This window comes from Halalkalicoccus sp. NIPERK01 (assembly GCF_030287405.1).
In the GTDB taxonomy this organism is placed as follows: domain Archaea; phylum Halobacteriota; class Halobacteria; order Halobacteriales; family Halalkalicoccaceae; genus Halalkalicoccus.
Genome location: NZ_JASVVV010000004.1, coordinates 179,782 through 204,409, shown reverse-complemented (window position 1 = coordinate 204,409; position 24,628 = coordinate 179,782). Strand labels below are relative to the sequence as shown.

29 protein-coding genes and 1 tRNA gene are annotated in these 24,628 nt (G+C 67.5%); 17 read left to right on the top strand and 13 right to left on the bottom strand.

Annotated elements, in window-relative coordinates; genetic code table 11:
• Window positions 1–4 precede the first annotated feature (4 nt).
• Window positions 5–175 (bottom strand): DUF7556 family protein, encoded by a 171-nt coding sequence (locus tag QRT08_RS13295; protein ID WP_286046448.1) that lies wholly within the window; start codon window positions 173–175, stop codon window positions 5–7.
• Between the two features lie 174 nt (window positions 176–349).
• Here QRT08_RS13295 and QRT08_RS13290 point away from each other — a divergent pair, with 174 nt between their 5' ends.
• The 5 genes from QRT08_RS13290 to QRT08_RS13270 all read left to right on the top strand — a co-directional run bounded on the left by QRT08_RS13290 (window position 350) and on the right by QRT08_RS13270 (window position 6,384).
• A complete protein-coding gene (locus tag QRT08_RS13290) occupies window positions 350–1,207 on the top strand; it encodes a CBS domain-containing protein (RefSeq protein ID WP_286046447.1) in 858 nt (285 codons plus the stop codon).
• Window positions 1,194–3,035 (top strand): glycine--tRNA ligase, encoded by a 1,842-nt coding sequence (gene glyS / locus QRT08_RS13285; RefSeq protein ID WP_286046446.1) that lies wholly within the window; start codon window positions 1,194–1,196, stop codon window positions 3,033–3,035. The genes QRT08_RS13290 and glyS overlap by 14 nt, the downstream gene beginning before the upstream one ends.
• Window positions 3,035–3,589, top strand: a complete 555-nt coding sequence (locus tag QRT08_RS13280) for a diacylglycerol/polyprenol kinase family protein (RefSeq protein ID WP_286046445.1) — start codon at window positions 3,035–3,037, stop codon at window positions 3,587–3,589. The genes glyS and QRT08_RS13280 overlap by 1 nt, the downstream gene beginning before the upstream one ends.
• Before the next feature lie 65 nt (window positions 3,590–3,654).
• Window positions 3,655–6,054, top strand: a complete 2,400-nt coding sequence (locus tag QRT08_RS13275; RefSeq protein ID WP_286046444.1) for a DEAD/DEAH box helicase — start codon at window positions 3,655–3,657, stop codon at window positions 6,052–6,054.
• A gap of 93 nt (window positions 6,055–6,147) precedes the next feature.
• The gene (locus tag QRT08_RS13270) at window positions 6,148–6,384 is read left to right on the top strand and encodes a hypothetical protein (RefSeq protein ID WP_286046443.1); all 237 of its coding nucleotides are present in this window, start codon (window positions 6,148–6,150) and stop codon (window positions 6,382–6,384) included.
• Here QRT08_RS13270 and QRT08_RS13265 read toward each other — a convergent pair.
• Entirely contained in the window at window positions 6,381–8,009 is a 1,629-nt protein-coding gene (locus QRT08_RS13265) for an acetate--CoA ligase (protein WP_286046442.1), read from the bottom strand. The genes QRT08_RS13270 and QRT08_RS13265 overlap by 4 nt on opposite strands.
• A gap of 78 nt (window positions 8,010–8,087) precedes the next feature.
• Between QRT08_RS13265 and QRT08_RS13260 the strand changes: the two genes are divergently transcribed.
• Window positions 8,088–8,717: an RNA 2'-phosphotransferase gene (locus QRT08_RS13260; protein ID WP_286046441.1), complete on the top strand. Its 630-nt coding sequence runs from the start codon at window positions 8,088–8,090 to the stop codon at window positions 8,715–8,717.
• On the opposite strand, the gene QRT08_RS13255 is transcribed toward QRT08_RS13260, so the two are convergent.
• On the bottom strand, window positions 8,714–9,304 hold the full coding sequence (locus QRT08_RS13255; RefSeq protein WP_286046440.1) for an Sjogren's syndrome/scleroderma autoantigen 1 family protein: 591 nt from the start codon (window positions 9,302–9,304) through the stop codon (window positions 8,714–8,716). The genes QRT08_RS13260 and QRT08_RS13255 overlap by 4 nt on opposite strands.
• A gap of 131 nt (window positions 9,305–9,435) precedes the next feature.
• Here QRT08_RS13255 and mdh point away from each other — a divergent pair, with 131 nt between their 5' ends.
• Window positions 9,436–10,350 carry a malate dehydrogenase gene (mdh, locus tag QRT08_RS13250; protein ID WP_286046439.1) on the top strand — a complete coding sequence of 305 codons (915 nt, stop codon included), beginning with the start codon at window positions 9,436–9,438 and terminating at the stop codon, window positions 10,348–10,350.
• Between the two features lie 51 nt (window positions 10,351–10,401).
• Window positions 10,402–10,881 (top strand): cupin domain-containing protein, encoded by a 480-nt coding sequence (locus QRT08_RS13245; RefSeq protein ID WP_286046438.1) that lies wholly within the window; start codon window positions 10,402–10,404, stop codon window positions 10,879–10,881.
• Between the two features lie 6 nt (window positions 10,882–10,887).
• On the opposite strand, the gene QRT08_RS13240 is transcribed toward QRT08_RS13245, so the two are convergent.
• Window positions 10,888–11,130 carry a ferredoxin gene (locus QRT08_RS13240; protein WP_286046437.1) on the bottom strand — a complete coding sequence of 81 codons (243 nt, stop codon included), beginning with the start codon at window positions 11,128–11,130 and terminating at the stop codon, window positions 10,888–10,890.
• Between the two features lie 89 nt (window positions 11,131–11,219).
• Between QRT08_RS13240 and QRT08_RS13235 the strand changes: the two genes are divergently transcribed.
• The 5 genes from QRT08_RS13235 to QRT08_RS13215 are packed head-to-tail and all read left to right on the top strand — an operon-like array spanning window position 11,220 to window position 16,245.
• Window positions 11,220–13,511, top strand: coding sequence for an ATP-dependent DNA helicase (locus QRT08_RS13235; protein ID WP_286046436.1), 2,292 nt, complete (start codon window positions 11,220–11,222; stop codon window positions 13,509–13,511).
• Window positions 13,512–14,006, top strand: a complete 495-nt coding sequence (gene cgi121 / locus QRT08_RS13230; protein WP_286046435.1) for a KEOPS complex subunit Cgi121 — start codon at window positions 13,512–13,514, stop codon at window positions 14,004–14,006. It begins immediately after the preceding gene.
• A 47-nt stretch (window positions 14,007–14,053) separates the two neighbouring features.
• On the top strand, window positions 14,054–14,428 hold the full coding sequence (locus QRT08_RS13225) for a DUF5789 family protein (RefSeq protein ID WP_286046434.1): 375 nt from the start codon (window positions 14,054–14,056) through the stop codon (window positions 14,426–14,428).
• Window positions 14,429–14,470: 42 nt separating this feature from the next.
• Window positions 14,471–15,766 carry an oxidoreductase gene (locus tag QRT08_RS13220; protein ID WP_286046433.1) on the top strand — a complete coding sequence of 432 codons (1,296 nt, stop codon included), beginning with the start codon at window positions 14,471–14,473 and terminating at the stop codon, window positions 15,764–15,766.
• The gene (locus tag QRT08_RS13215) at window positions 15,766–16,245 is read left to right on the top strand and encodes a DUF456 domain-containing protein (RefSeq protein ID WP_286046432.1); all 480 of its coding nucleotides are present in this window, start codon (window positions 15,766–15,768) and stop codon (window positions 16,243–16,245) included. The genes QRT08_RS13220 and QRT08_RS13215 overlap by 1 nt, the downstream gene beginning before the upstream one ends.
• Here the strand turns inward: QRT08_RS13215 and QRT08_RS13210 are convergent, their stop codons facing one another.
• Window positions 16,246–16,470: a hypothetical protein gene (locus tag QRT08_RS13210; RefSeq protein WP_286046431.1), complete on the bottom strand. Its 225-nt coding sequence runs from the start codon at window positions 16,468–16,470 to the stop codon at window positions 16,246–16,248.
• 81 nt (window positions 16,471–16,551) lie between these two features.
• On the opposite strand from QRT08_RS13210, the gene QRT08_RS13205 reads away from it, so the two are divergent.
• The gene (locus QRT08_RS13205; protein ID WP_286046430.1) at window positions 16,552–16,758 is read left to right on the top strand and encodes a hypothetical protein; all 207 of its coding nucleotides are present in this window, start codon (window positions 16,552–16,554) and stop codon (window positions 16,756–16,758) included.
• Between the two features lie 100 nt (window positions 16,759–16,858).
• On the top strand, window positions 16,859–17,446 hold the full coding sequence (locus QRT08_RS13200) for a metal-dependent hydrolase (RefSeq protein ID WP_286046429.1): 588 nt from the start codon (window positions 16,859–16,861) through the stop codon (window positions 17,444–17,446).
• 40 nt (window positions 17,447–17,486) lie between these two features.
• Here the strand turns inward: QRT08_RS13200 and QRT08_RS13195 are convergent, their stop codons facing one another.
• The 5 genes from QRT08_RS13195 to QRT08_RS13175 all read right to left on the bottom strand — a co-directional run bounded on the left by QRT08_RS13195 (window position 17,487) and on the right by QRT08_RS13175 (window position 19,959).
• Window positions 17,487–18,482: an oxidoreductase gene (locus QRT08_RS13195; protein ID WP_286046428.1), complete on the bottom strand. Its 996-nt coding sequence runs from the start codon at window positions 18,480–18,482 to the stop codon at window positions 17,487–17,489.
• 161 nt (window positions 18,483–18,643) lie between these two features.
• Window positions 18,644–18,877: a DUF7127 family protein gene (locus QRT08_RS13190; RefSeq protein WP_286046427.1), complete on the bottom strand. Its 234-nt coding sequence runs from the start codon at window positions 18,875–18,877 to the stop codon at window positions 18,644–18,646.
• Between the two features lie 194 nt (window positions 18,878–19,071).
• A complete protein-coding gene (locus tag QRT08_RS13185; RefSeq protein WP_008418979.1) occupies window positions 19,072–19,266 on the bottom strand; it encodes a cold-shock protein in 195 nt (64 codons plus the stop codon).
• A 113-nt stretch (window positions 19,267–19,379) separates the two neighbouring features.
• On the bottom strand, window positions 19,380–19,721 hold the full coding sequence (locus QRT08_RS13180) for a DUF7344 domain-containing protein (protein WP_286046426.1): 342 nt from the start codon (window positions 19,719–19,721) through the stop codon (window positions 19,380–19,382).
• A 165-nt stretch (window positions 19,722–19,886) separates the two neighbouring features.
• Window positions 19,887–19,959 (bottom strand) — tRNA-Gln (locus QRT08_RS13175).
• A 132-nt stretch (window positions 19,960–20,091) separates the two neighbouring features.
• On the opposite strand from QRT08_RS13175, the gene QRT08_RS13170 reads away from it, so the two are divergent.
• Together QRT08_RS13170 and QRT08_RS13165 are read left to right on the top strand one after the other, a co-directional pair.
• Entirely contained in the window at window positions 20,092–20,670 is a 579-nt protein-coding gene (locus QRT08_RS13170; RefSeq protein ID WP_286046425.1) for an IMP cyclohydrolase, read from the top strand.
• Window positions 20,671–20,695: 25 nt separating this feature from the next.
• The gene (locus QRT08_RS13165) at window positions 20,696–21,355 is read left to right on the top strand and encodes a metallophosphoesterase family protein (protein WP_286046424.1); all 660 of its coding nucleotides are present in this window, start codon (window positions 20,696–20,698) and stop codon (window positions 21,353–21,355) included.
• Here the strand turns inward: QRT08_RS13165 and QRT08_RS13160 are convergent.
• From QRT08_RS13160 to QRT08_RS13150, 3 genes are all read right to left on the bottom strand, one after another.
• Window positions 21,352–22,530: an aspartate kinase gene (locus QRT08_RS13160; RefSeq protein ID WP_286046423.1), complete on the bottom strand. Its 1,179-nt coding sequence runs from the start codon at window positions 22,528–22,530 to the stop codon at window positions 21,352–21,354. The genes QRT08_RS13165 and QRT08_RS13160 overlap by 4 nt on opposite strands.
• A gap of 88 nt (window positions 22,531–22,618) precedes the next feature.
• Window positions 22,619–22,957, bottom strand: coding sequence for a cupin domain-containing protein (locus tag QRT08_RS13155; protein ID WP_286046422.1), 339 nt, complete (start codon window positions 22,955–22,957; stop codon window positions 22,619–22,621).
• A 35-nt stretch (window positions 22,958–22,992) separates the two neighbouring features.
• On the bottom strand, window positions 22,993–24,561 hold the full coding sequence (locus QRT08_RS13150; RefSeq protein WP_286046421.1) for a DNA-directed DNA polymerase II small subunit: 1,569 nt from the start codon (window positions 24,559–24,561) through the stop codon (window positions 22,993–22,995).
• Window positions 24,562–24,628: the final 67 nt, after the last annotated feature.

Sequence of the window (24,628 nt, the reverse complement as noted above, 5' to 3'; positions counted from 1 at the left end):
CTCTCTATCGGCAGTCCGGAAGCGACACCGCGTCGCGAAGCGGCATGGAGAGCCAGGCTTCGTCGACGCTGATGTCGGCGATAACGACGCGCTCCTCGTCGTCGGCGTCGTCTATCGAGGTCATGACCTCGCTCTCGACATCCACAGCGGACGCGGGGGTCGCTTTCGTGGACATGATGTGACACTCGTTCGCGTGAGTTATAAACTTCCCGGAGTGACAGCCCGGTTTTATCCACCCGCTACTCAACGCCACGCGCCTGCCTGCTCGCGTTCCGGGGCGGTGTCCGCTCGTCCGGTTTCCTGCCCGAGACCGGGGGGTACAAGGCGTCCGAGGTCATATCCGGCGAGCATGAAGGTCGCAGACGCGATGACGCCACGCTCGGCGCTCGTCACCGTCGAGCTCCCGGGCTCGCGTGACGACGCGCTCGAATACCTCCAGGAGCGCGAGTTCTCCTCGGTGCCCGTCGTCAAGAACGAGAACGGCACCGAGGAGTTCCGCGGGCTGGTCTCGCGCGAGGGGCTGATCGAGCAGCCCGACGAGGATCAGCTCGCGCTGCTGTTGGAGGAGGTCCCGACGACGACCGAGGAGACCTCGATCGAGGAGCTCGCGGGCCTGATGCTCCGGGAGGGCGCCCGTCGCGTCCCCGTCGTCGACGGGCAGCTAGAGGGGATCGTGACGATCACGGACGTGATCCACGCGATCGCCAACGGCGACGTCGAGGGCGACGTCGAGGTCGGCGGGCTCGCCGCCCGACACGTCAACTGCATCCACGCCGAGACGCCCCTGCCCGTCGCCGAGCGCGAACTCTACTACGCCGACGAGCCGTACGCGGTGGTGCTCGACGACGAGGGCGAGCCCTGCGGGATCCTCACCGAGGTCGACATCATCGAGGTCGCCGAGGTCGTCGAGGGCGAGGAACGAACCGGCGACAGCATGGCCGGCGACGACGACGACTGGAAGTGGGAGAGCATCAAGGCCGTCGGGAACCGGTATCTCCCGACCCGCAACGTCGAGATCCCGGACGCGCCGGTGCGGGAGTTCATGACCGAGGACGTGGTGACGGTGACGAAACGGCGCACGGCCAGGGAGGCCGCCCAGCTCATGATCCGCCACGACATCGAGCAGATCCCGATGACCAGCGGCAACGAGCTGATCGGGATCCTACAGGACACCCACCTCCTGGAGGCGCTCGATGAGCGGGCGTGAGGGGCGCGACGTCGCGGAGCTCGCCAAACGCCGTGGCTTCTTCTTCCCCTCGAACGGCGTCTACGGCGGCGTCGCCGGCTTCTACACCTACGGCCCCGAGGGCGCGGCGCTCAAGCGCCACCTCGAGGACGCCTGGCGCGACCGCTTCACCGTAAAAGAGGGCAACCAGGAGATCGAGGCCCCGACGATCATGCCCGAGGCGGTCTTCGAGGCGTCGGGCCACCTCGACGGGTTCGACGACATGCTCGTCGAGTGTGCGGAGTGCGGCGAGAGCCACCGCGCCGACCACCTGATCGAGGACACCACGGGGATCGAGGACGCCGAGGCGATCCCGATCCCCGAGGTCGAGGAGCTGATCCGCGAGCACGACCTCGTCTGTCCCTCGTGTGGGGCCGCCCTCGCCGGCGAGCCCATCGAGGAGTTCAACCTGATGTTCGAGACCACCATCGGGCCCGGCTCCGGTCAGCAGGGCTACATGCGCCCCGAGACGGCCCAGGGGATCTTCGTCGAGTTCCCCCAGCTCGCCGAGTACGCGAGGAATCAACTCCCCTTCGGCGTCACCCAGATCGGGCCCGCCTACCGCAACGAGATCAGCCCCCGGAAGGGCGTGATCCGGGTCCGCGAGTTCACGCAGGCCGAGTTGGAGCAGTTCGTCGACCCCGAACGCGACAAACCCGACCTCTCGCGGGTCGCGGACGTCAAGGTGACGCTGTATCCGATCGAGAACCAGCGCGAGGACGGAACCGAGTACGTTCGGACGACGATCGGGGACGCGGTCGGGGAAGGGATCATCGCGAACGAGTGGGTCGCCTACTACCTCGGGATCGCCCAGGAGTGGTACGAGCGGGTCGGCGTCGACGTGGACCGGTTCAGGTTCCGCCAGCACCTACCTGGTGAACGGGCCCACTACGCCTCCGATTGCTGGGACGCCGAGGCCGAACTCGGCGGGGACTGGGTCGAGATCGCCGGCTTCGCCTACCGGGGCGACTACGACCTCTCGAAACACGCCGAGCACTCCGGCGAGGACTTTTCGGTGTTCGAGCAGTACGACGAGCCCATCACGACCGAGCGCGCCACGGTCGACCCCGACATGAGCTACTTGGGTCCCGAATTCGGCGGGGCGGCCGGGGAGATCGCCGACGCGCTCGAACGGCTGGCCGAGCGTGATCGGGCCGCGTTCGAGCGCGCGGAACGGAGTTCCGCGGACCGTTCGAGCGGCGACGAGCCGCGAGACGGCGAGACGGTCGCGGTCGAGGTGGACGGCGAGACCCACGAGATACCGATGGAAAAGACCGGGTTCGCCGTCGAGGAGGTCACGGAATCGGGCGAGCACGTCACGCCCCACGTGGTCGAGCCCTCCTTCGGGGTCGGCCGGACCCTGTACACCCTCGTCGCGCACGCCTACCGCGAGGACGAGGTCGACGGCGAGCAGCGGAGCTACCTCTCGCTCGCCCCGGAGATGGCACCGACGACCGTCGGGGTGTTCCCGCTGATGGATCGGGACGGCCTCGGCGAGCGCGCCCGCGAGATCGCAAACGACCTCCGGGAGGCGGGCCTGGAGGTCGCCTACGACGACTCGGGCAACATCGGCCGCCGGTACAGGAGACAGGACGAGGTCGGGACGCCCTTCTGCGTGACCGTCGACTACGAGACCGAGGGGGACGGAACGGTGACGCTTCGTGACCGGGACTCGACCTCCCAAGTTCGGGTGCCGATCGCGGATCTGGCGGGCGTTCTCGCCGGCCTGCGCGAGGGCGACCGGACGTTCGGCGCGCTCGGCGACGAATACGAAGAACTATCGGCCGGGGCCGAGAACGCGCCGGAGTAGTGGCAGAGATCGGCCGACGGCTGGTACACGCCAGCGGCGCGTTGGCGCCCGCGAGCTACCTGCTCGGCGTCCTCACGTGGGAGCAGTTGGGCTGGGCCCTCGCACTCGGCGTGGGGGTCGCGATGGGCCTCGAACTCGTGCGGCTCCGCTCGGGGCTCGACTGGTGGATCTACGAGAACCTCACCCGCGAGTACGAACGCGAGAAGGTCGCGGGCTACGCGCTGTACACGGTCGGGATGGCCGTCGTGGCGCTCTTGTTCCCCCCCTCGATCGGCGTGCCCGCGATGTTCATGCTCGCGGTCGGCGACCCCGTCGGCGGGTATCTCGGAAAGGGCCGGGAGACGAAGTCACCGCTCGCGCTCGGGGCGGTCTTCTCGGTCTGCCTGCTGTTCGCGCTGGCGTTCGTCCCGCTCGTGGCGGCCCTGTTCGGCGCGCTCGCGGCGACCGCCGCCGACGGCTATCTGGTTTCGATCCGCGGGTACATCGTCGACGACAACCTGACGATCCCGATCGGGGCGGCAATCGCGATGTGGATCGGCGTCGCGGCCGTCTGAGGCCGGTTCTCCACTTCCACCCCGCTACACGAACCCTTAACCCCGAGAACGAACAAAACGAGCCAATGGCCGCCACGGACGAGCAGATCCCCCGGGTGGATCATCCCCTCCTCACGCCGGGGTTCATCGAACGCCGGCTCTACCAGATCCAACTCGCCGGCACGGCGAAGGCCGCCCACACGCTCGTGTGCCTTCCCACCGGACTCGGCAAGACGACGGTGAGCCTGCTCGTCACCGCCGAACGGCTCAACGACCTCGGCGGCAAATCGCTCTTTCTCGCGCCGACGAAACCCCTCGTCGAGCAACACGCCGAGTTCTATCGCGAGGCCCTCGAGATTCCCGACGAGGAGATCGTCGTCTTCACGGGGGAGGTCCGCCCCGACGACCGGGCGGCGCTGTGGGACGATTCTCGAATAGTCATCGCCACCCCGCAGGTCGTCGAGAACGACCTCGTCGGCGGGCGGATCTCCCTTTCGGAGGTCGTCCACCTCACCTTCGACGAGTGTCACCGCGCGACCGGCGACTATTCATATGTATATATCGCCGAACGCTACCACGCGGACGCCGAAAACCCACTAGTAACGGGGATGAGCGCTTCCCCCGGAGGTGGCGAGGAGGCGATTCTGGAGGTGTGTGAGAACCTCGGGATCACCGAGGTCGAGGTGATGACCGAGGACGACTCGGACGTCGCGGAGTACACCTACGAGACGGAAGTCGAGTGGAAACGTATCGAGGTCCCCGAGGAGATCGTCGAGATCCGCGACGCGCTCAACGAGGTGATCAAGGACCGCCTGGAGAGGCTGAAGGAACTCGGCGTGATCGGCTCGGCGCGGGTCGACGTCTCCCGGAAGGAACTGTTCGGCGTGCGAAGCGAACTCCAGAAGCTGATTGGGAACGACCAGTCGGAGGGCTATCAGGGGATGTCGGTCCACGCCGAGGTGATGAAGCTGAAACACGCCGTCGAGGTGGTCGAGTCCCAGGGCGTCGAGTCCCTCGAAGCCTACTTCGAGCGCCTGCGAAACGAGGCGCGCTCGTCGGGCGCGTCGAAGGCGAGCCAGCGACTCGTCAGCGAGCCCAAAGTCCGGGAGGCGATGCGGCGAGCCGACGCGTACGACGACCTCCACCCGAAGCTCTCGGAGACGCGGCGCCTCGCCATCGAGACGCTGGTCGACGGGGGACAGCGGGTGATCGTCTTCACCGAGTACCGCGACACCGCCGAGACCCTCACCGAGTTCCTCTCGGAGCACGTCGACGCCCGGCGATTCGTCGGGCAGGGCGACAAGGAGGGGAGTTCGGGGATGACCCAGAAACAACAGAAGGAGGTGCTCGATGCCTTCCGGGCGGGCGAGTTCGAGGTGCTGGTCTCGACCTCGGTCGCGGAGGAGGGCCTGGACGTGCCCGAGGTGGACCTCGTGCTCTTTTACGAACCCGTCCCGACGGCGATTCGGGCGATCCAGCGCAAAGGGAGGACGGGAAGACAGGACGAGGGCCGCGTGGTCGTCCTCCTGGCGGAGGACACCCGCGACGAGGCGTACTTCTGGATCTCCCGGCGGCGCGAGAAGGAGATGGAGTCGGAACTCCGGAAGCTGAAGGGGGTGGCGGAGGAGGTGGAGGAACAACTCGACCCGAGCCAGCGCCGACTCGCCGACTTCGACGCCGACGGTGCGGGAAGCGACGGTGAGGGGGACACCGGGGGCGACCTCCGACACGGGCTGGAATCCTACGAACCGGAGACGGAAGGAAGCGAGGGTGGAGACGGGGAAGACGGCGGGGACGTCGATCCCGCCGACCGCGTGGTTCCCGACGCCGAGGACGGGATCGAGATCGTCGCCGACCAGCGCGAACTCGACGCGACGATCGCCCGGGACCTCTCGACGCGCGAGGGGATCAGCACGCGCCTCGAGACATTGGAGGTCGGCGACTACGTCCTCTCGGACCGGGTCGCAGTAGAGCGCAAATCCGTGACGGACTTCCTCGACACCCTCGTCGGCGGCGACCGCTCGGTGTTCGAGCAGGTCGGGGACATGGCCCGGCACTACTCGCGGCCCGTCGTGATCATCGAGGGCGAGGGGCTCTACGAGGAGCGAAACGTCCACCCGAACGCCATTCGAGGAGCGCTCGCGAGTCTCGCGATCGACTTCGGGGCCTCCGTGTTGCGAACCGAGGACGAGGCCGACACCGCCGACCTGCTGGCCGTCATCGCGGGGCGCGAACAGGAGGTCGAAAAGCGCGAGGTCAGCGTCCACGGCAGGAAGTCCTCGAAGACGCTCGCTGAACAACAGGAGTACGTCGTCGGGTCGATCGCCGACATCGGACCCGTGACTGCCCGCTCCCTGCTCTCGGAGTTCGGGAGCGTCGAGGCGGTGCTGACCGCGAGCGAGGAGGACCTCCAGGAGGCGGCGGGCGTCGGCGAGGTGACGGCGGGCCGGATCCGCGAGGTCGTCGCCAGCAAATACGAGTCGTAGGGATATACGGTTCCACCTGGGGTCATTATACACCACTAGTTGTTTGTGGGATAGAGTTATTGTCCTGGTGGTAGTTTACTCGAGTACGAATCAATGTTCAGCAGGAGATCCGAGTCGGGCGACGTAGATCCGGAGTCGCGGTACGGCGAGCCACAGCACGAGGCGACGGCGGGGAACGCGTGGGAGTTCGAGTGCTACGGCGAATCGGACCGGGTGGAACCCGAACCGATCGAGTTCGTCCCCGAGGTCGAGTACCGGGGAGAGTTCGAAGGAGTGCGCGAAGGGGCCGGACCGAAACGACCGGTGGGGCCGCTGTCGGTGAGCGACTAGGCGGTCTCGTCTCGGAGTTCGGTCCGGCGGATCTTCCCGGTCACGGTCTTGGGTAGTTCCTCGACGAACTCGATCTCTCGCGGGTACTCGTGGGCCGCGAGTTCGTCCTTGACGTGGTTCTGGATGTCGCCGACGAGTCCCTCGGAGGGGTCGGTCCCCTCGCTGAGGACGACGTATGCCTTGACGATGTTGCCCCGCTCGGGGTCGGATTTGGGGACGACGGCGGCCTCCGCGACGGCGGGATGTTCGCCGAGCGAGCTCTCGACCTCGAAGGGACCGATCCGGTAGCCCGAGGAGATGATCACGTCGTCGGCCCGTCCCTCGAACCAGAAGTACCCATCCTCGTCGAGGTAACCCAGATCACCCGAGAGGTACCAATCGTTTACGAAACACTCGGCGGTCTTCTCGGGCTGCTCCCAGTATTCGGCGAAAAAGCAGGGGTAGTTTCCGCGCTGGGCGATCTCGCCAGTCTCGCCCGGCGGAAGGGGTTCGCCCGTCTCGGGATCCACGACGGTCGCCTCGATTCCGGGGAGGGGTTTGCCCATGCTACCGGGCCGGATCTCCATCGTCGGGTAGTTGTTGATAATCATGTTGCCCGTCTCGGTCTGGCCGTAGGTGTCGTGGATCGTCACCCCCAGAACGTCCTCGCCCCAGTCGACGACGCCAGCGGAGAGGGGTTCGCCGATCGAGAGGGCGTGACGCAGGTCCAAGTCCACCTCGTCGAGGACCGACTCCTTCTCGCGCAGCATCCGGTAGGCGGTGGGAACGCTGAAAAGGACGGTAATGGGATACTCGTCGAGCAGTTCCGCCCACGCCTCGGGGTCGAACTCGCCCTCGTAGGTGAACTGGCTCGTCCCCCAGAACCAGGCTCCGAGGGTGTTGATCGGGCCGGTGAGCCAGCCCAGATCCCCGGTCGACCAGTAGAGGTCCCCGTCCTGGAGGTCGACCGCGAAGCGCTGGGTGGCCGCGACGCCCGCGACCCAGCGGTGTTTGTGGAGCACGCCCTTCGCCCTGCCAGTAGTACCGCTGGTGTAGTAGAGCAGGGCGTCGTCCTCGCCACTGGTTCGGACGGCCTCGAACTCGGGGCTCGCCGCCCCGCACTCGGCGTGGAAGTCGAGATCTCCCTCCCGACCGTTCCCGACGACGATGACGTGTTCGACCGACGGGGCGTCTTCGAGGGCGTCGGCGACCGTCTCGCGGTTCGCGGCGGTCGTGACGATCGCCTTCGCCTCACAGTCGTCGAGGCGGTAGGCGATCCCCTCCGGGCCGAACCGTTCGTTGACCCCGCCGAAGACGGCGCCGGCCTTGAGGGTTCCCACGAGCGCGACGTAGTGTTCGGGGACGCGGGGCAGATACGAGAAGACGCGGTCGCCGCGGTCGACGAGGCCCGAAAGGACGCTGGCAAAGCGGTTCGAGCGCTCGGTCAGGTCGCCGAAGGTGAGCGTCTCGCGCTCGCCCTCGCTTCCGGCGTACTCCAGCGCGGTTCGATCGGGTGGATGGCGGTCGCAGACCTCGTGGGCGACGTTGAGTTCATCGGGAGCGTCCCAGTCGGCCTCGGCGTAGATATCGTCCCACTCGAAACGCTCGCACAGTTCGTCGTAGTCCGCCATGTTGTGCGTGGACATCACTCGTGAGTGTGGCCGAGTCGATCATAAATTACCGTGGTGAACGGCGCTTTTCCGGTGGCGGTTCCGAGGGGAAGTGTGAGCGAGATCCGTCGCTGTCCCGACCACGGCCACTTCGAGGGCGAGACGTGTCCAGTCTGCGGTGAGCCGGGCGATCGACTCTTGGGCAAGAATCGACGAAAACGCCTCTCGACGTTCGCCAGCGGCGCGCTCAGGCACTTCCCCGAGGACGCCGGCCTCGCGCTCGACGAACGCGGTTGGACGGCTTACGACGACCTCGTGGAGGCAGTCCTCCGAAAGTACGACTGGGCCGAACCGGGGGACGTCGCGGGCGTGATCGCGACCGACCCAAAGGGACGCTTCGAGCGCTCGGGCGAGCGGGTGCGCGCCGCCTACGGCCACTCCATCGACGTCGATCTCGAACCCGTCCAGACGCCCGTCCCCGACGAACTGTATCACGGGACCGCCCCCGAGAACGTTCCGGCGATCCGCGAGCAGGGGTTGAAGCCGATGGATCGCCAGCAGGTCCACCTCTCGGCGACCGTCGACGAGGCCCGTGAGGTCGGCCGACGACACGCGAACGAGCCGGCGGTGTTCGTCGTGGACACAGAAGGGATGAAGGACGGGGGTCACCGGATCGTCCGGCGCGGGAAGGGGATCTACACGACCGATCGAGTACCTCCAGAATACCTCGCGGTCCTCGACTAGCGCCCGTTCAGCGTGGCGAGGGTTTCTGCGGCCTCGTCCGCGGCTTCGAGGAACTCGCGGGCGCGTCGGGGGTCCTCCGCGTCGGCGGCCCGCCGGGCGAGCGTGGCGATCGTCCGCCCGAGTTCCTCGCGCGCCCCCGAGAGGTCGCCTCCCGTCGAGACCGACCGGGTTTCGGTGGGTAGCTCACGGGATTCGGTGGGGGACGGTTCCTCGGGTTCGGTCTCGCGGACCTCGGAGGGCTGGGAGCCGGTGTCGACGGGATCCGATCGTTCCTCGTCCGCGACCGCGCGGGCGGCGGCCTCGCTTTCGGGGGTCGTCTCGGCGGGGTCGGACGACCCCTGATCGGGCCGTCCGCCGGTATCGGCCGCTCCGTCGGCCGCCTGTCCCGCGGCCTGACACGAGGCGCAGAACTCCTGGCCCTCGTAGCGGAAGATCGGGTCGCCACACCGATCGCAGTGTTTGTTGGTCATCGTCGCGCCCTGGAGGAGGAGGTCGCTCATGCGCTGGGTGGATTCCCTGTCCTTCTGCTCGTTCGCGTACTTCTCCCGGAGTTTCTCGCGTTCGGCCTCTTTGTCGAACTCGCTCATACCCGAAGGAGGGTCGTGACGCCGAAAAGGACTACGGGTTCGTCATCCGTCGAATCAACCTACGCGGGACGACGCGAGAAACCCCCCGTTCCGATACGTTTAACGGCCTCGGCGTGGCCGTGTTACGTGATATGACGAAAGTGAGCGTCGTCGGCGCGGCCGGTACGGTGGGTGCCGCCGCGGCCTACAACATCGCGCTACGGGACATCGCTGACGAACTCGTCCTCGTGGACATCCCCGAGAAGGAGGACGACACGGTCGGGCAGGCCGCCGACGCCAACCACGGGGTGGCCTACGACGCCAACACCACGGTCCGGCAGGGCGACTACGAGGCCACGGCAGGTTCGGACGTCGTCGTCATCACCGCCGGGATTCCCCGCTCGCCCGGTCAGAGCCGGCTGGATCTGGCGGGCGACAACGCCCCGATCATGGAGGACATCGGCTCCTCGCTCGACGAGCACAACGACGACTACGTGACGATCACCACCTCGAACCCGGTCGACCTGCTGAACCGCCACCTCTACGAGGTCGGCGACCGCGATCGGACGAAGGTGATCGGCTTCGGCGGGCGACTCGATTCGGCGCGCTTTCGCTACGTCCTCGCACAGCGCTTCGACACACAGGTGCGAAACGTCGAGGCGACCATTCTGGGCGAACACGGCGACGACCAGGTCCCGGTGTTCTCGAAGGTCCGCGTCGACGGCCGGGACCCCGAGTTCACCGACGGGGAGAAGGAGGAGATCCTCGACGAACTCCAGACCAGCGCGATGAACGTCATCGAGCGCAAGGGCGCGACCGAGTGGGGGCCCGCGACGGGCGTCGGCCACATGACCGAGGCCGTCCTGCGCGACACGGGCGAGGTGTTCCCCGCCTCGATCCCGCTCGACGGCGAGTTCGGCCACTCGGGCGTCGGCCTCGGCGTGCCCGCGAAACTCGGCAGCGAGGGCGTCGAGGAAGTGGTGGAGTGGGACTTAGACGAGTTCGAGCGCGAGCAGTTGGGCGCGGCCGCCGACAAACTCGCGGAGCAGTACGACGAGATCGCCTGAACCGCCGGTTCGGGACCCAACGACTATCGGGGTTCGCGTCGAGCCGACGATATGGACCGCGTCAACGAATCCGACCTCGAGTGGACCGAGACCGACCGCGGCGACACACGCTTTCGCCGCAAGCAGTTGGCGGAGGCCGCGGGCGGCGAGCGGATCGGCTGTAGCCTCTACGAACTACCCGCCGAAAGTCGGTCGTGGCCGTATCACTACCACACGGGAAACGAGGAAGCGATCTACGTCCTCTCGGGGACCGGCGTTCTCAGACACGACGAAGGCGACCACGACCTTCGAGCAGGGGAGTACGTCGCGCTCCCGACCGGCGAGGCCGGCGCTCACCGCGTCGTCAACGACTCCGAGGAACCGCTACGATACCTCGTCGTTTCGACGATGCGGGAACCCGACGTCACCGTCTACCCCGACGCGGGGGCGATCGGCGTGTTCGCCGGGTCGCCGCCCGGGGGGCGCGAGGAGCGCACCGTCGAGGGCTTTTTCGAGCGCGAGGACGCCCGCGAGTACTGGGACCTGCACTGAGAGCCGTCAGGGAACCATCTGCTCGCCGTCGTCGTCGTAGAGCGTGATGGCGTCGACGGGGCAGACCCGGGCGGCCATCTCGGCGTCGAACTCCTCGCCCTCGGGGACCTCGAGGACGAAGACGCCGTCTTCCTCCTCCGCGCCGACGAGTTCGGCCTTCCCGGCGTCCATGTCCTTCTCGAACTTCTCCCACTCGTCGACGCACTGGTAGATCCCGATGCAGGTATCTCTATTGTATTCGATGCGCATACCCGAGGTTGCGCCGAGAGGCCTAAAACCGTGGCGGAGCACGGCCCTCGGGCGACAGTTTAAACCGGATGACGGGCGAAACACGCGTAATGCAAACCGCGGAGCTTTCGGGCCTTCCCGCGGGGGTGAGCGAGCACCTCCGCGAGGAGGGCATCGAGGAACTCTATCCCCCGCAGGCCGAAGCAGTGAAAGCCGGCGTCACCGAGGGCGAGAGCGTCGTCGCGAGCGTGCCGACCGCGAGCGGCAAGACCCTGATCGCCGAACTCGCGATGCTGACTTCGGTTGAGCGGGGCGGCAAGGCGCTGTACATCGTCCCGCTCCGGGCGCTCGCCAGCGAGAAGAAACGCGAGTTCGAACGCTTCGAGTCCTTCGGCGTCTCGGTAGGCGTTTCGACCGGCAACTACGACTCGGACGAGGAGTGGCTCTCCAATCGGGACATCGTCGTCGCGACATCGGAAAAGGTCGACTCGCTCGTTCGAAACGGCGCTTCGTGGATCGAGGAACTCTCGTGTGTCGTCGCCGACGAGATCCACCTCGTGGACGACGCGAACCGCGGACCCACGCTGGAGGTCACGCTGGCGAAGCTCCGGCAGTTGAATCCCGCGCTCCAGACGGTCGCGCTCTCGGCGACCGTCGGAAACGCGGGCGAGATCGCCGAGTGGCTCGACGCCGAACTCGTCCACTCGGAGTGGCGCCCCATCGACCTTCGTACCGGAGTGCATTACGGCAGCGCGCTGCACTTCGACGACGGCTCCCAGGAGGAGTTCGCCGTCGAGTCGGGCGAGAACCCGACCACGGCGCTCGTGAGCGATGCGCTCTCGGATGGGGGATCCTCGCTCGTGTTCGTCAATTCTCGGCGGAACGCCGAGGCCGCCGCCCGCCGCTTGGGAGGCGCCGTCGACCCCCATCTCACGGGCGAGGAGCGAGCCGATCTCGTCGATCTCGCTGAGGAAGTCAGGGGAGTGAGCGATTCCGAGACCAGCGACGATCTGGCTGACGCCATCGAGATGGGGGCGGCCTTCCACCACGCGGGCCTCGCGCGCGAGCACCGCACGCTGGTCGAGGACGCCTTCCGCGACCGGCTGATCAAGGCGATCAGCGCGACGCCGACCCTCGCGGCGGGCGTCAACACCCCGAGCAGGCGGGTGATCGTCCGCGACTGGCAGCGCTACGACGGCGACGCCGGCGGGATGAAACCCCTCGCAACGCTGGAGGTCCACCAGATGATGGGCCGGGCGGGCCGGCCCGGCCTCGACCCCTACGGCGAGGCCCTCCTGCTCGCGAAGAACCACGACGAACTCGACGAACTCTTCGAACGGTACGTCTGGGCTGATCCCGAACCCGTCCGCTCGAAACTGGCGACCGAACCCGCGCTCCGCACGCATATCCTCGCGACGGTCGCCTCGGGGTTCGCGAACTCCCGCGAAGGGTTACTGGAGTTCCTCGAACGCACACTGTACGCCACCCAGTCGACCGACCCCGGTCGGCTCGAATCGGTGACGGACAGGATGCTCGACTATCTGGAGCGAAACGGGTTTCTCGAACGCGAGGCGCAACGCGCCTCGGAAAACCGAGCGGAGGGCGAAGCGAGCCGCGAGGAACTCGATGGCGACGACATCACAGCGACCGGGATCGGCCACACCGTTTCGAGACTCTACCTCGATCCGATGAGCGCCGCCGAGATAATCGACGGCCTCCGAGGGTCGGAGGAGGCGAGCGCGCTCGGCCTGTATCACCTCGTCGCGCGCACTCCCGACATGTGGGGGCTCTACCTCCGGTCGGGCGACCGCGAGAGGTACACCGAGATCGCCTACGAGCGCGAGCGCGAGTTCCTCGGCGACATGCCCACGGAGTTCGAGGCCGAACGCTTCGAGGACTGGCTCTCGGCGCTCAAGACCGCTTCCTTACTGGAGGACTGGGCCAGCGAGGTCGAGGAAGACAGGATCACCGAGCGCTACGCGATCGGGCCGGGCGACCTGCGGGGAAAGGTCGAGACCGCCCAGTGGCTTCTCAACGCCGCCGAGCGCCTCGCGGTCGAACTCGATCTGGGACCCGAGGTCGTCGCGTCGATCAGCGCCGCGCGCCAGCGCGTCGAACACGGCGTGGGCGAGGAGCTGCTCGGGCTCACGGGCGTCGGCAACGTCGGACGAAAGCGCGCCCGGTGGCTCTACGAGGCCGGGATCGAGACGCGCGAAGATCTCAGGACCGCCGAGAAGTCGGTCGTGTTGGGCGCACTGCGCGGACGGGAGAAAACCACGGAGACGATCCTCAGAAACGCCGGCCACCCGAACCCCTCGATCGAGGGGATCGAGGCCGACGAATCGGCGGCGGTCGAGGTCGAGTCCGACGGCGAGGGACAGGCCAACCTCGGTGACTTCTGAATGAGGCTTCTGACCGGGACGGCGGCGATCGACGACCTCGATTCGTTTCTGGGGGAACTGGATCATATCGGAAGCGAGTACGCCTGTGCGGTCCAGGCGTTCGACGCGCGCTACGTCGCCGGCCCCGCCCACCTCGAACGCGCCGTAACACTGGCGAACCGGGCGACGGGGCGCGGCGAGGCGATCGCCCGCAAGCGAAGCGTCGAGATCCTGCTGTACGCCGCGGGCCGCCGGCAGATCAACCGCGCGTTCGAGATCGGAATCGAAGAGGGCGAGCAGGAGGTCGTGATCGTCGTGGATGGCGAGGACGAGAGCGGGGCGATCGAGGCGCTCTCGGCAGTGGTCGAACCCGCCGACTGGGGACCGGGCGACCGGGCGGACGAGGAGCGGATCACGGAGTTCTACGCGATCACCGACGACGAGCGGGCAGCGACCGACGCGAGCCTCGAGGAACTGGTCCGCGAGCGGGTCGCGCTGCTGGTCGTCGAGCGGTAGCGAATGCAGGTCCAACCGTTATGCCGCGGGCGGTCGAAGCCGGAAGTATGGGAGACCGAGACCCACAGGAGAGCGCACGCGAGCGCCAGCGCGAACGGGCGGAGACGGCAGAGTCGGCGGCGGCCGACGAGTTCGGCGGGATGCTTTCCGAGCACAAGTACCCCGCGACCAGCGAGGAACTCGCCGCGGACTACGGGCAGGAACCCATCGACCTGCCCAACGAGACCGAGTCGATCGGCAGCGTCTTCGACCGACTGGAGGGCGAGCGCTTCGAGACCGCCGAGGAGGCAGAGGAGGCGCTGTACAACGAGTTGACGGGGAGCGAGGGCGGCCCCGAGGAGTACAACGACGAGCGCGACCTCGGAGAAGTCGACGAAAGCGTATCCGAGGGCGAGCAGGACCAGCCCGACGGCCCCCTGTAGGCCGAACGGCTTACCTCGCGAGGCCCGTAGGAGAAGACGGCAATGGCCCCGCGGATCACCGACCCACTCGCCATCGGCGGGCTCTCGATACCCAACCGCCTGTATCGCGCGCCCTTACTGGAGTGTGCGGGCAACGGCCCCGACACGGTCGACGCGCTGATCCGCGAACTCGGACCCGCCGCCGAGGCCGGCGTGGGCCTGATATTCCAGGGCGCGACGATCGTCCGCGGGGAGGGCGGCTGTGCCGCCCCCGGGATGACCCGCGTCCACGATCCGGGGTTCGTCGCCGAACTGGAGCGACTGACCGACGCGATCCACGACCGGGGCTCGCGGATCTTCCTCCAACTCGAACACGGCGGGTTGCGCAGCATGGAGACGTGGCACGCCGGCTACCGCGCCGAGCATCCTGATCTAAAACAGCTCGCGGTCTCACGACCGCCGCGAGCGCTTCGGTTGGCGGATCGGCTCGGCCTCCTCGACTACGACCCGCACGTCCTCTCGACCGAGGAGGTCTACGAACTGGTCGCCGATTTCGGCCGAGCGGCGGAGTACGCCGTCGAGGCGGGCTACGACGGGATCCACGTCGCGGGCGCGAACATGGGGATCGTCCAGCAGTTCCTCTCGCCCTTCTACAACCGCCGGGACGACGAGTTCGGGGGCTCCCTCACGAACCGTGTCAGATTCCTCTCCCTGATCCACGACGAGATCCGCGAGCGCGCGGGCGACGTCCCGCTGGTGACGAAGGTGCCCGCCGAGGCCGATAGCCCCGCAGTCGTCCGCCGGCACCTCTCGGAGCGCGACGCCGTCGAGATCTGTCGGGCCTGCGAGACGATTGGCTACGACGCGGTGGTCCCCGTTCGGGGCTCCGTGTTCTGGGACATGAGCCTCATCCGAGGGGAGTTTCCTCGAAGGGCGTGGGCCGACGACCGCTTCGAGTCGGGCTACGAGGCGGCGTTCGGCCCCCGCTGGCGGGTGGTGGCGCTCGCCAACCGGATCCATGCCACTGGCTTCGGCTTCGAACCGGCGTGGAACGCCGACCTGTGCGAGCGGGCACGCGAGCGCGTCTCGATTCCCGTCCTCTGTGAGGGGGGCGTCCGCGGGCCCGAACTCGATCGCGTGCTCGGGTCGGCGGCCGACGCCGTCGGGATGGGGCGGCCCTTCTACGCCGAGCCGCGCCTGCCCGCCCGGATCCTCTCGGACGGGGGCGCGCGGGTCGTCTGCGAGAACTGCAACAACTGTACCGTCCCGCAGGCCGCGGGCGCGCGGGGGGTCTGTCGGACCCCGAGCGTGCTCGCGGAGCGCGGGAGACTGGCTCGACGGGGGGCCTACGAGCGCTGATGGTCGAGATCGCGCTGGCGGTCGCCGTGGCGTTGCTCGTCTGTGGCGTCCTCGCGAGTTTCGTCCCGCTCGTTCCGGGCGCGCTTCTCTCGATCGCGGGGATCTACTACTACTGGTGGCAGAGCGGCTTTTCCGACCCCGGCACCCTCTTCGTCGCGGGGGCGACCCTGCTCGCGATCGTGACGCTCGCGTTCGACCTCCTCTCGAGCGTGATCTCCTCCGCGGCCGGCGGCGCCTCGCTGAAGACGGCGGCGGTCGCCGGGGCCGTCGGCTTCGTCCTCCTGTTTCTCGCGGGGCCGGTCGGCACGATCGCGGGCGTGGTGATCGCCACCTTCGCCCTCGAGTTCGAGCGCTCGGGCGACCTCGAGGGGAGCGTCCGGACCGCGATCTACACCACGCTCGGGATGCTCGCCTCGACGGCGATGCAGGTCGTCCTCACGGGCGTCCTGTTGGTCGGTTTCCTGCTGGTCGTGTGGTGATCACGGGAGGCGGGTGCCGTCGCGCGGGCAGTACTCGAACCCCTCGCTCGTCGTCTCGAACCCACAGCGTGGACACCGCTTCGTCGGCGGCGACCGCCGGAACAGGAACGGGACGAACGGAATCAACAGGAACACCAGAAGGGTATCGAAGTAAACCCAGGCGAGGACGCTGATCGCGAGGCTCGCCAGCAGGCCGCCGAGGGCGGTGAGCCAGCGTGAGTCCATGCCGACCCGTAGCGCCCCCAGCGACAAGGGGGTGTCGCGAACCCGTAGCTATAGGCGTCCCGCTCGCGTACGGGAACGCAAATGGCCTCGCTCCGTTCGCGGCTGATCGAACTCCTCCCACACTACCTGCTGATGATCGCGCTGATCTTCGGCGTCCTGCTCGTGATCCAGGAGCTCTACGGCGATCTCGGCTTCTGGGCGTCGTTCGCGGTCGCGATCGCGATCGCGGCGGTCTACCCCTTCGTCGTTCGGCGACTCGGGGTCGCGCCCGGCGCGTGGGAACGGTAATCGTGCCGAACGGCGGGACGACCGAATCTCGTGCGGTGAGTTAACAAAGAGAGTCAGAAAGGTATTAACGGGGCGCGTGTAACTATCACTGGAACGGAACATGTGGCCCTGGGAACACGTCATCGTCGGCTACGTCGCCTACTCGCTGTTCAGCCACCTCGTCTACCGCGAGGGCCCGAACGGGGCGGCGACGGTGGCCGTCGTGTTCGCGTCGCTGCTGCCGGATCTCGTCGACAAGACGCTCTCCTGGCAGTTCGGCGTCTTCCCCGGCGGGTACGCGCTCGCCCACTCGGTGTTCGTCGCGGTGCCGGTCTCGATCCTCGTCGGCGCGCTCGCCCACCGCTACGGGCGAACGCGGGTCGGCCTCGCGTTCGGTACGGGCTACCTGCTGCACCTGCCGAGCGACGTGATCCCCGATTACCCCCGCTACGGGCGATATCCCGTCGAGCGGGTCCTCTGGCCGCTCGAACAGGCCGAAGGGGAGCACGGACAGGGGCTGATCAGCGGGTTTTTCGACCTGTTCGTCCCCTTCGCCTCTCAACTGATCACGCTCGACCCGTCGCCGGAGTTGACCTTCCAGTTGGGTCTGATCGGCTGTGCGTTCCTGTTGTGGGTCTACGACGGGATGCCCGTGGTCCGGGAACTCGTCGTCGGCACCCACCGGCGCGTGACCCGAGAGGGGCTCTGATCGGTTCCGAGACGCCCGCGAGAGCGAGCGACGAGGGCACCTACCCCGGCCGGCCGTCGGTCACTCTGCCCGCGAGACGTCCGACCCGTCCGGGAAGCGAGCGATCGAACCCGTAGCGTACGCCGGTGAGTTCCTCGGAGACCGCCCAGAGCCGCCGGGCGTCCTCGCGGTCGTAGGATCGCTCGCTCGAACGCTGGACCTCGGGGGTGCCGCGCAGGTTCCTGAACCCGCCGGGGCCGACGTACTGCCCACCCTCGATTCCGGGGTGGGTCGCGGCGTAGAGGAGGGGGAGCGCGCCGACCGCGGCGCTCTGGGCGAACAGCGCATTCGACGCCTTCATCGCGAACAGCCGGGGCTTCGATCCGCGCATCTCTGGGCCGCGCCGCTGGAGGTCGGTGTCGGCGTAGCCCGGGTGGCAGGCGACGCTCTTCACGTCGAGACCCGCGTCCCGGAGGCGGCGGTCGAGTTCGTAGGCGAACAGCAGGTTCGCGAGCTTCGACTGGGCGTAGGCGTCCCACGGGTCGTACCGTTCGACGGAGTTGAGATCATCGAAGTCGATCTCGCCGCGTTCGTGGACGTTGCTGCTGTGGGTCACGACCCGCGTCTCGCCGCCGGTCCCGATCAGCCGATCCAACAGCAGCCCCGTCAGCGCGAAGTGCCCGAGGTGGTTGACGCCGAACTGCCGCTCGAAGCCCTGCTCGGTCTCGGCCCGGGGGATCGCCATCACGCCCGCGTTGTTACACAGGACGTGAAGCGACGGGTAGGTCGCCTCGAACTCCTCGGCGAACGCGCGCACCGAGTCGAGGTCCGCGAGGTCGCACTCGTGGACCGACAGCGAGGCGGCGGGGAGCTCATCGCGAATCTCCCCGGCGGCCTCCCGACCTCGCTCGACGCTCCGGCAGGCCATGACCACGTGGCCGCCCTTGCGTGCGAACGCCCTGGTGGCCTCGTAGCCGAGCCCGCTGTTCGCGCCGGTGACGACGATCGTGCTCCCCGAGAGGTCCTGTACGTCGTCGGTGGTCCAGTCGTCTGCCATCGGGAGCGGGTAGGGCCCCTGGACGCTAAACGGTTGGTGCTGCGACGGGGCTCATACTGTCGGTCATGGGAATATGAACGTCTGTGGCACGATCCATCACTAACAGCGCAGCTACTACCCGTCTTTGCCACCGGCGATGGACTGAGTTATGACCGACAGTATCACTCCTCGATCGTGAGCGTGCCGTTGTTCACGGCGACGTCGCTCGCTCCCTCGGGGAGGTCGAACTCCACCTGCCGGTCGCCGGCGACGACGATCGCCGTCTCGCCGACGACGTCGAGCGTGACCTCGTCGCCCCCGAAGTCGGCCGCGATGACGGTGCCGTCGTCGTATTCGATCCGGCTGACGAGGACGTCGCGCTGGTCGACGGATCGGAGTTCTCGGGGCGTTTCCATGGGTGTCGGTTGGATCGTGAGGAGAATAAGGCCGATGCCGGCAGGAGGAAGCCCACCCGTATCCCCGAAACCGGCGAAACCGGGCGGTTCGATCGATGAGGAGTCCTCGTCGGTGCGTGTTCGGGACGCGATACGGGGATCTAGAGGGTCGTGAAAAACGGTAGGTAACAGCCGCTGAGACGTCGTGGTCCGCCTTACAGGCGGGTGACGTTGGTCGCTCGGGGGCCCTTGGGGGCCTGTTCGATATCGAACTCGATCTCCTGTCCCTCTTCGAGGTCCGGGCCGCCAACGTCTTCCATGTGGAAGAACACGTCGTCGTCCGCGTCGTCCGTCGAGATGAAACCGTAGCCGCCAGTGTCGTTGAAGAAGTCAACTTCGCCTTTCGCCATTGCACTCGAACCGAGGCCCCCTCCACGGATAAGGCTTCCGTGATCCGATCCGTCGTGTCTGCCACTCACACGGCCGGGGAGGGACGAGTGAGGAGAACGACCGAGCACCGGCGTCACGCGTCGATCGCTTCGTCCTCGTTCTCGAGCACTTTCGCGACCGTCAGGACCGCCTCGAACTCGGCGGGCGTCCCGTGGACGTTGACCTCGCCCTTCTCGGCGTCGTACTCGATGAACTCCGCGCTCGCCGTCTTCGGAAGGTGGGTGTGATGTAACGACAGTACGATCCGGTCGTACTCCTCGGGCGTGAGGTCGTCCTCGCAGTCGGCCTCCCACTTCGCTACCCGTTCGGCGACCTCCTCGATCGACACTCTCCCCTCCTGCTGGTCGAGATAGTACAGCGCGTAGCGCCGCCGTTCCTTGCTGAAGAGATCGAAAACGGTGTCCAGGGAAACCATGAATAGATTATAACTTAAAATACAATAAGTCGTATTAAACCTACGGGCTTCACCCTCGACGGGACGACCGCCGCTGACCGCGTCCGCCCGAGCACTTCGACCACGAGGACGGGGGAACTCTCGGAGCGATAGCTGTGGTCCGGAAGAAGGACGGAGGAGTTCGAGTAGTCCCAACAGGATTCGAACCTGTGTCGAAGCCCCCAGAAGGCTTCAGGATTGGCCACTACCCCATGGGACTGCGCTCGCACCCGTCCGTACCCGTCGCTACAATGTAAGCGTTGCGCGTTCCGGCCATCCACGCCACCGGATCACACACCCCGTCGGTGCATACATCGACACCTACTTGGCCGCGAGGTGAGCACGGTCGTGTATGTACGTCGGCCGCTTCCTGATCGTCGGCCCCGACCGCGGGGCCTACCGCGTCTCCTCGCGCTCGTTCCCGAACCGCCGGATCGTAGAGCGGGGGGACCGCCTCACCGTCGGCCCGACCGCCGACGCCGAGGAGACCGAGAACCCCTACGTCTCGTACAACTGCGTGCGTTCGATGGGCGAAGGAGTAGTACTCGGCAACGGCTCGCACGTCGACCCGATCGCCGAGAAGGTCGGACTGGGCTACCCGGCGCGCGACGCGCTCGCGACGGGGCTGCTCGCGCTCGACTACGAGAAGGACGACTACGACACTCCCAGAATCGCGGGCGTGCTAGACGGGGAGGACGCACTGATAGGGATCGTCCGGAGGGACGCCCTGCTGGTCGAGCGCGTCACCGAACCGACGCTGGTGGCGACCTACGAGAAGGACGCGCCCGAACCCGTCGAGTTCGCCCCCGAAAGCGCCGCGGAGGCCGCTCGAACCGCCTACGACCACGAGTTCGAGCACGCGGTCTGTGCCGCCGGGGTCGTCCGCGAGGGCGACGGCTTCGCGTGGGCGATCGAGAACGGGCAGGACTGAAGGCCTCCACTCCCATACAGGGGGTATGCGCGTCGGTCTTATCTCCGATATCCACGCGAATCGGGTCGCCCTCTCGACAGTCCTCGAGGACATGCCCGCGGTCGATCGCCTGCTCTGTGCGGGCGACGTCGTCGGCTACAACCCCTGGCCCGCCGAGTGTCTCGACGTCGTCCGCGAGCGGTCGGTTCCGACGGTGATGGGCAACCACGACCGCGCGGTCGCCAGCGACACCGCATTCCGGTTCAACGCGATGGCGAAAGCCGGAGTGGAGCACGCCCGCCGGGAGCTCTCGGAGGAGGGGTTGCAGTGGCTTGCGGCGCTCCCCGAGGAGCGCACGGAGTTGGAGGGACGGGTGAAACTCGTCCACGGCCACCCCGAGAACCCGGATCACTACACCTATCCCGAGGAGTTCTCGCCCGCGCTCTTGGGAGACGAGGAGCTACTCGTGATGGGCCACACCCACGTCCAGGGCCACGCGGTCTACGACGAGGGGATCGTCTGCAACCCCGGCAGCGTCGGCCAGCCCCGCGACGGAGATCCGCGTGCGGCCTACGCGATCGTGGATCTCGACGAGCGAACGGTCGAGGAGCGCCGCGTGGAGTACGACGTCGAGCGGGTGATCGAGGCGGTCTCGGAGGCGGGGCTCCCCGAGCGGATCGGCAGTCGCCTCCGGGAGGGCCGCTAGAAGGTCTCCTGGATCGTCTCGAGGGTGCGCTCGCGGTCGGCCCACGGGACGAAGACCGCGACGCTCGTCGCGCTGGTGATCACGTCGTGGATCGCGATGTTCTGCTCGGCGACCGGCGCGATCACCTCCTGGATGATCCCCGACTGGTTGGGGAGTTCGCCGCCCGTCACACGAATGACCGCGAAGTCGCCCTCGAGCGTGACGCTCGACAGGGAGTCGTCCTCGATGACGGCCTCGTGGAGGATCGCCTCGGTCTCCTCGGCGGCCCCGACGTCGACGTAGAACGTCACCGAGTCCATCCCGCTGGCGACGGCGTCGAGGTTGATCCCCTGCTCGGCCAGCGGTGTCGAGAGATCCGAGAGGATCCCCGGGCGATTCCGGATCGCGCGCCCGGCGATGGTCACGCAGGCGAGGGGTTCCTCGCGCATGTCGACGAGGTTCTCGAACTCGCCCTCGATGCTCGTTCCACCAGTTAAGAGATCGCCGTGCTGGTAGTGGACGACGCGCACGCCCATCCGGTCGTCCTTGTACGAGAGCGCCGAGGGCGCGACGACCTCCGCGCCCCGGAACGAGAGGTTTCGGAGTTCGTCGACGCTTATCTCGCCGACGTTGCGCGCGCCCTCGACCACGGAGGGATCGCCGGTCATGACGCCCTCGACGTCGGTGACGATCACGACCTCGTCGGCGTCCATGTACTTGCCCAGCATGACGGCGGTGGTGTCGCTGCCCCCGCGCCCGAGGGTGGTGACGCTGCCGTCGTGGGTCTCGGCGAGAAAGCCCGTGACGACGGGGACGACCCCGTCGAGGTCGGCGGCGAGGTCGCGCGCGCGCCGGCGGGTCTCCTCAACGTCGACCTCGCCGTACTCGTCGGTGATGATCGGCCACTCGTCCTTGCCGGGTTCGACGAAGACCGCGTTCACGCCGCGCGAGGCCAGCGCCGCCTTCAGCATCCGTACGGAGGTGCGCTCGCCCATGCTGACGATCTCCGCGCGATCGGCCTCATCGGTCTCGAAGGTGATGTCGTCGAGGAGGTCGTCGGTGGTCGATCCCATCGCGCTCGCGACGACCGCGATCTCGTGGCCCCCTTCGACCGCGCTCGCGATCGAGTCGGCCGCGCGGTTGATCCGGTCGCCGCTACCCAGACTGGTGCCGCCGAACTTCGCTACGACTCGCATGCGCCTCCCACCGTGTGTGCCATGGTCATACCCGTGATAGCCCCAGCGGGCAGATAACCCTACTCATCTCGGGCAGGGCCGTCCGGTGTCAGCGCGACCAGTACGGAAACCGCCGGCCCGGTGCGAAGACGTTCAGTCCGACCGTCGGCTCGGTCCCCGGGTTCTCGCTCCAGTGGGGCTCTCCGGCGTCGACCCACGCCGTATCGTACCGTCCGAGCGTCACCGACTCCCCGTCCGTGTACAGGACGAACTCCCCATCGAGCACGACGAACACCTGTTCGTTCTCGTGGCTGTGGCGGTCGGAGACGTGGCCCGGCGGCTTTTCGAACCAGTCGACGGAGACCGCCTCTTTGCTCACCAATCCGGCCCGTCGCCACCCGTCCGCCGGTCGCTCCTCGTTCGCTTCCCCGAACCGCACGTACTCCATGCGCTCGTTACGACGGAGACGGGTATAAACGGCACTCAGGTGAACTTCCGGGCCGTGACGTCCAGCGTATCGAGGTCGACGATCGGCGCGTAGCCCACGTCGGGGTCGATGTTGACGCTCTTCTGGAACGCGGTTTGGGCCTGCCAGCAGCCGCTGTTGATCGCGGTCACGTTGTGATACGTCCCGAAGCCGAGCTTGTGGACGTGGCCGGTGTGGAAGATCTCGGGTACGTCGTCGATCACAAGGTAGTCGCGCTCCTCGGGGGCGATGCGCATCTTGCCCCCGTACTTGGGCGCGACGTGGCGCTTCTTCAGGAGGTGGTACATCGCTCTTTCGGGGTTGTCGTAGCTCGCCTTCCCCTCGGGGAGGTCCGCGATCACCTCGTCGAGGCTCATCCCGTGGTACATCAGCACCGAGACGCCCTCGATCGTCACCGTCGAGGGGTTGCCGGTGATCCGGGCGTCGTGGGCGCTCATGATCCCCCGCAGTTCCTCGTCGAAGGCGGGCTGGGGTTCGGCGAGCCTGACGGCGTCGTGGTTGCCCGGGATCATGACGATCTCGAGGTCGCCGGGGACCTCCTTTAGGTACTCCGCGAACGCCTCGTACTGCTCGTAGATGTCGACGATCGAGAGCTCCTCGTCCTGGTTCGGGTAGACGCCGACGCCCTCGACCATGTCGCCCGCGATCAGCAGGTACTCGACGGACTGGGCCTCCGCCGTGTGGAGCCAGTCGGCGAAGCGGCTCCACGCGTCGGCGGCGAACTCCTGGCTGCCGACGTGGATGTCGGAGATCAGCGCGGCCTGGACGTGGCGATCGGCGGTCCTCGGTTCGTGGGTGTGGGGGACGTCGGGGAAGAATATCTCGTCGGTGAAGAGGATCCCCGCGTCGTCGGCGAGCGTTCCCCTGACGGCGATGACCTCGTCGTAGACGATCTCCCCCACCAGATCCGCGATCTCGCGGTCCTTCATCACCAGACACGGGAACACGCCGGTGGTGTCCTCGAGTTCGATCAGCCAGTGGCCGCCCGCGGTCGAGCGGATGTCGTTGACCATCCCGATCATCTCGGCGTCGCCACCGCCGGGCATCCGCTGGATCGCCTCGGCGGGGCGGTGGTTGACCCTCCCTCGGAGTTTGCCGGCGAGGCGCTCGTAGCGGTCCCGAAAGACGGTCACGAAGTCGGCGTACTCGCCGGTCCCGGTGCTCCGCCCGGTGATGTCGCCGACGATCTCGACGATCCGTCTCTCGGGGTCGGCCGGGACCCGTCCCCCCGTCTCGGGAGGATGATCCCCCGTTTCGACTGGAGCGATATCCCCGGTATCCGCCGTATCCGCCCCGGGTTCTGCAGGAGAAACGGAGGGGTCCGGGTTCTCGGACGGGGGGGATCGATCCGGGCCGCGCGGGGGGTCGCGGTCCTCGCCGGAGAGCAACTCGCGGACGTGTTCGCCGGTGATCTTGAAGGCGTCGTCGGGCGCGGCCTCGACCGCCCGTTCGATCGCGGCGGCGGGGTCGGACGCACCCGCGAGCAGGGTCACGGCCTCGCGGTCGGCGTTGTAGCCGCGGGCGGCGAGGTCGGTGATGATCCGTCTGTCCGTCTCTCCCGGCACGACCCCTGCCTACTCGGAGCGACGTCAAAAGCGTGCCGAAAACCCAGAAGGTTGAAACCCGGACCCC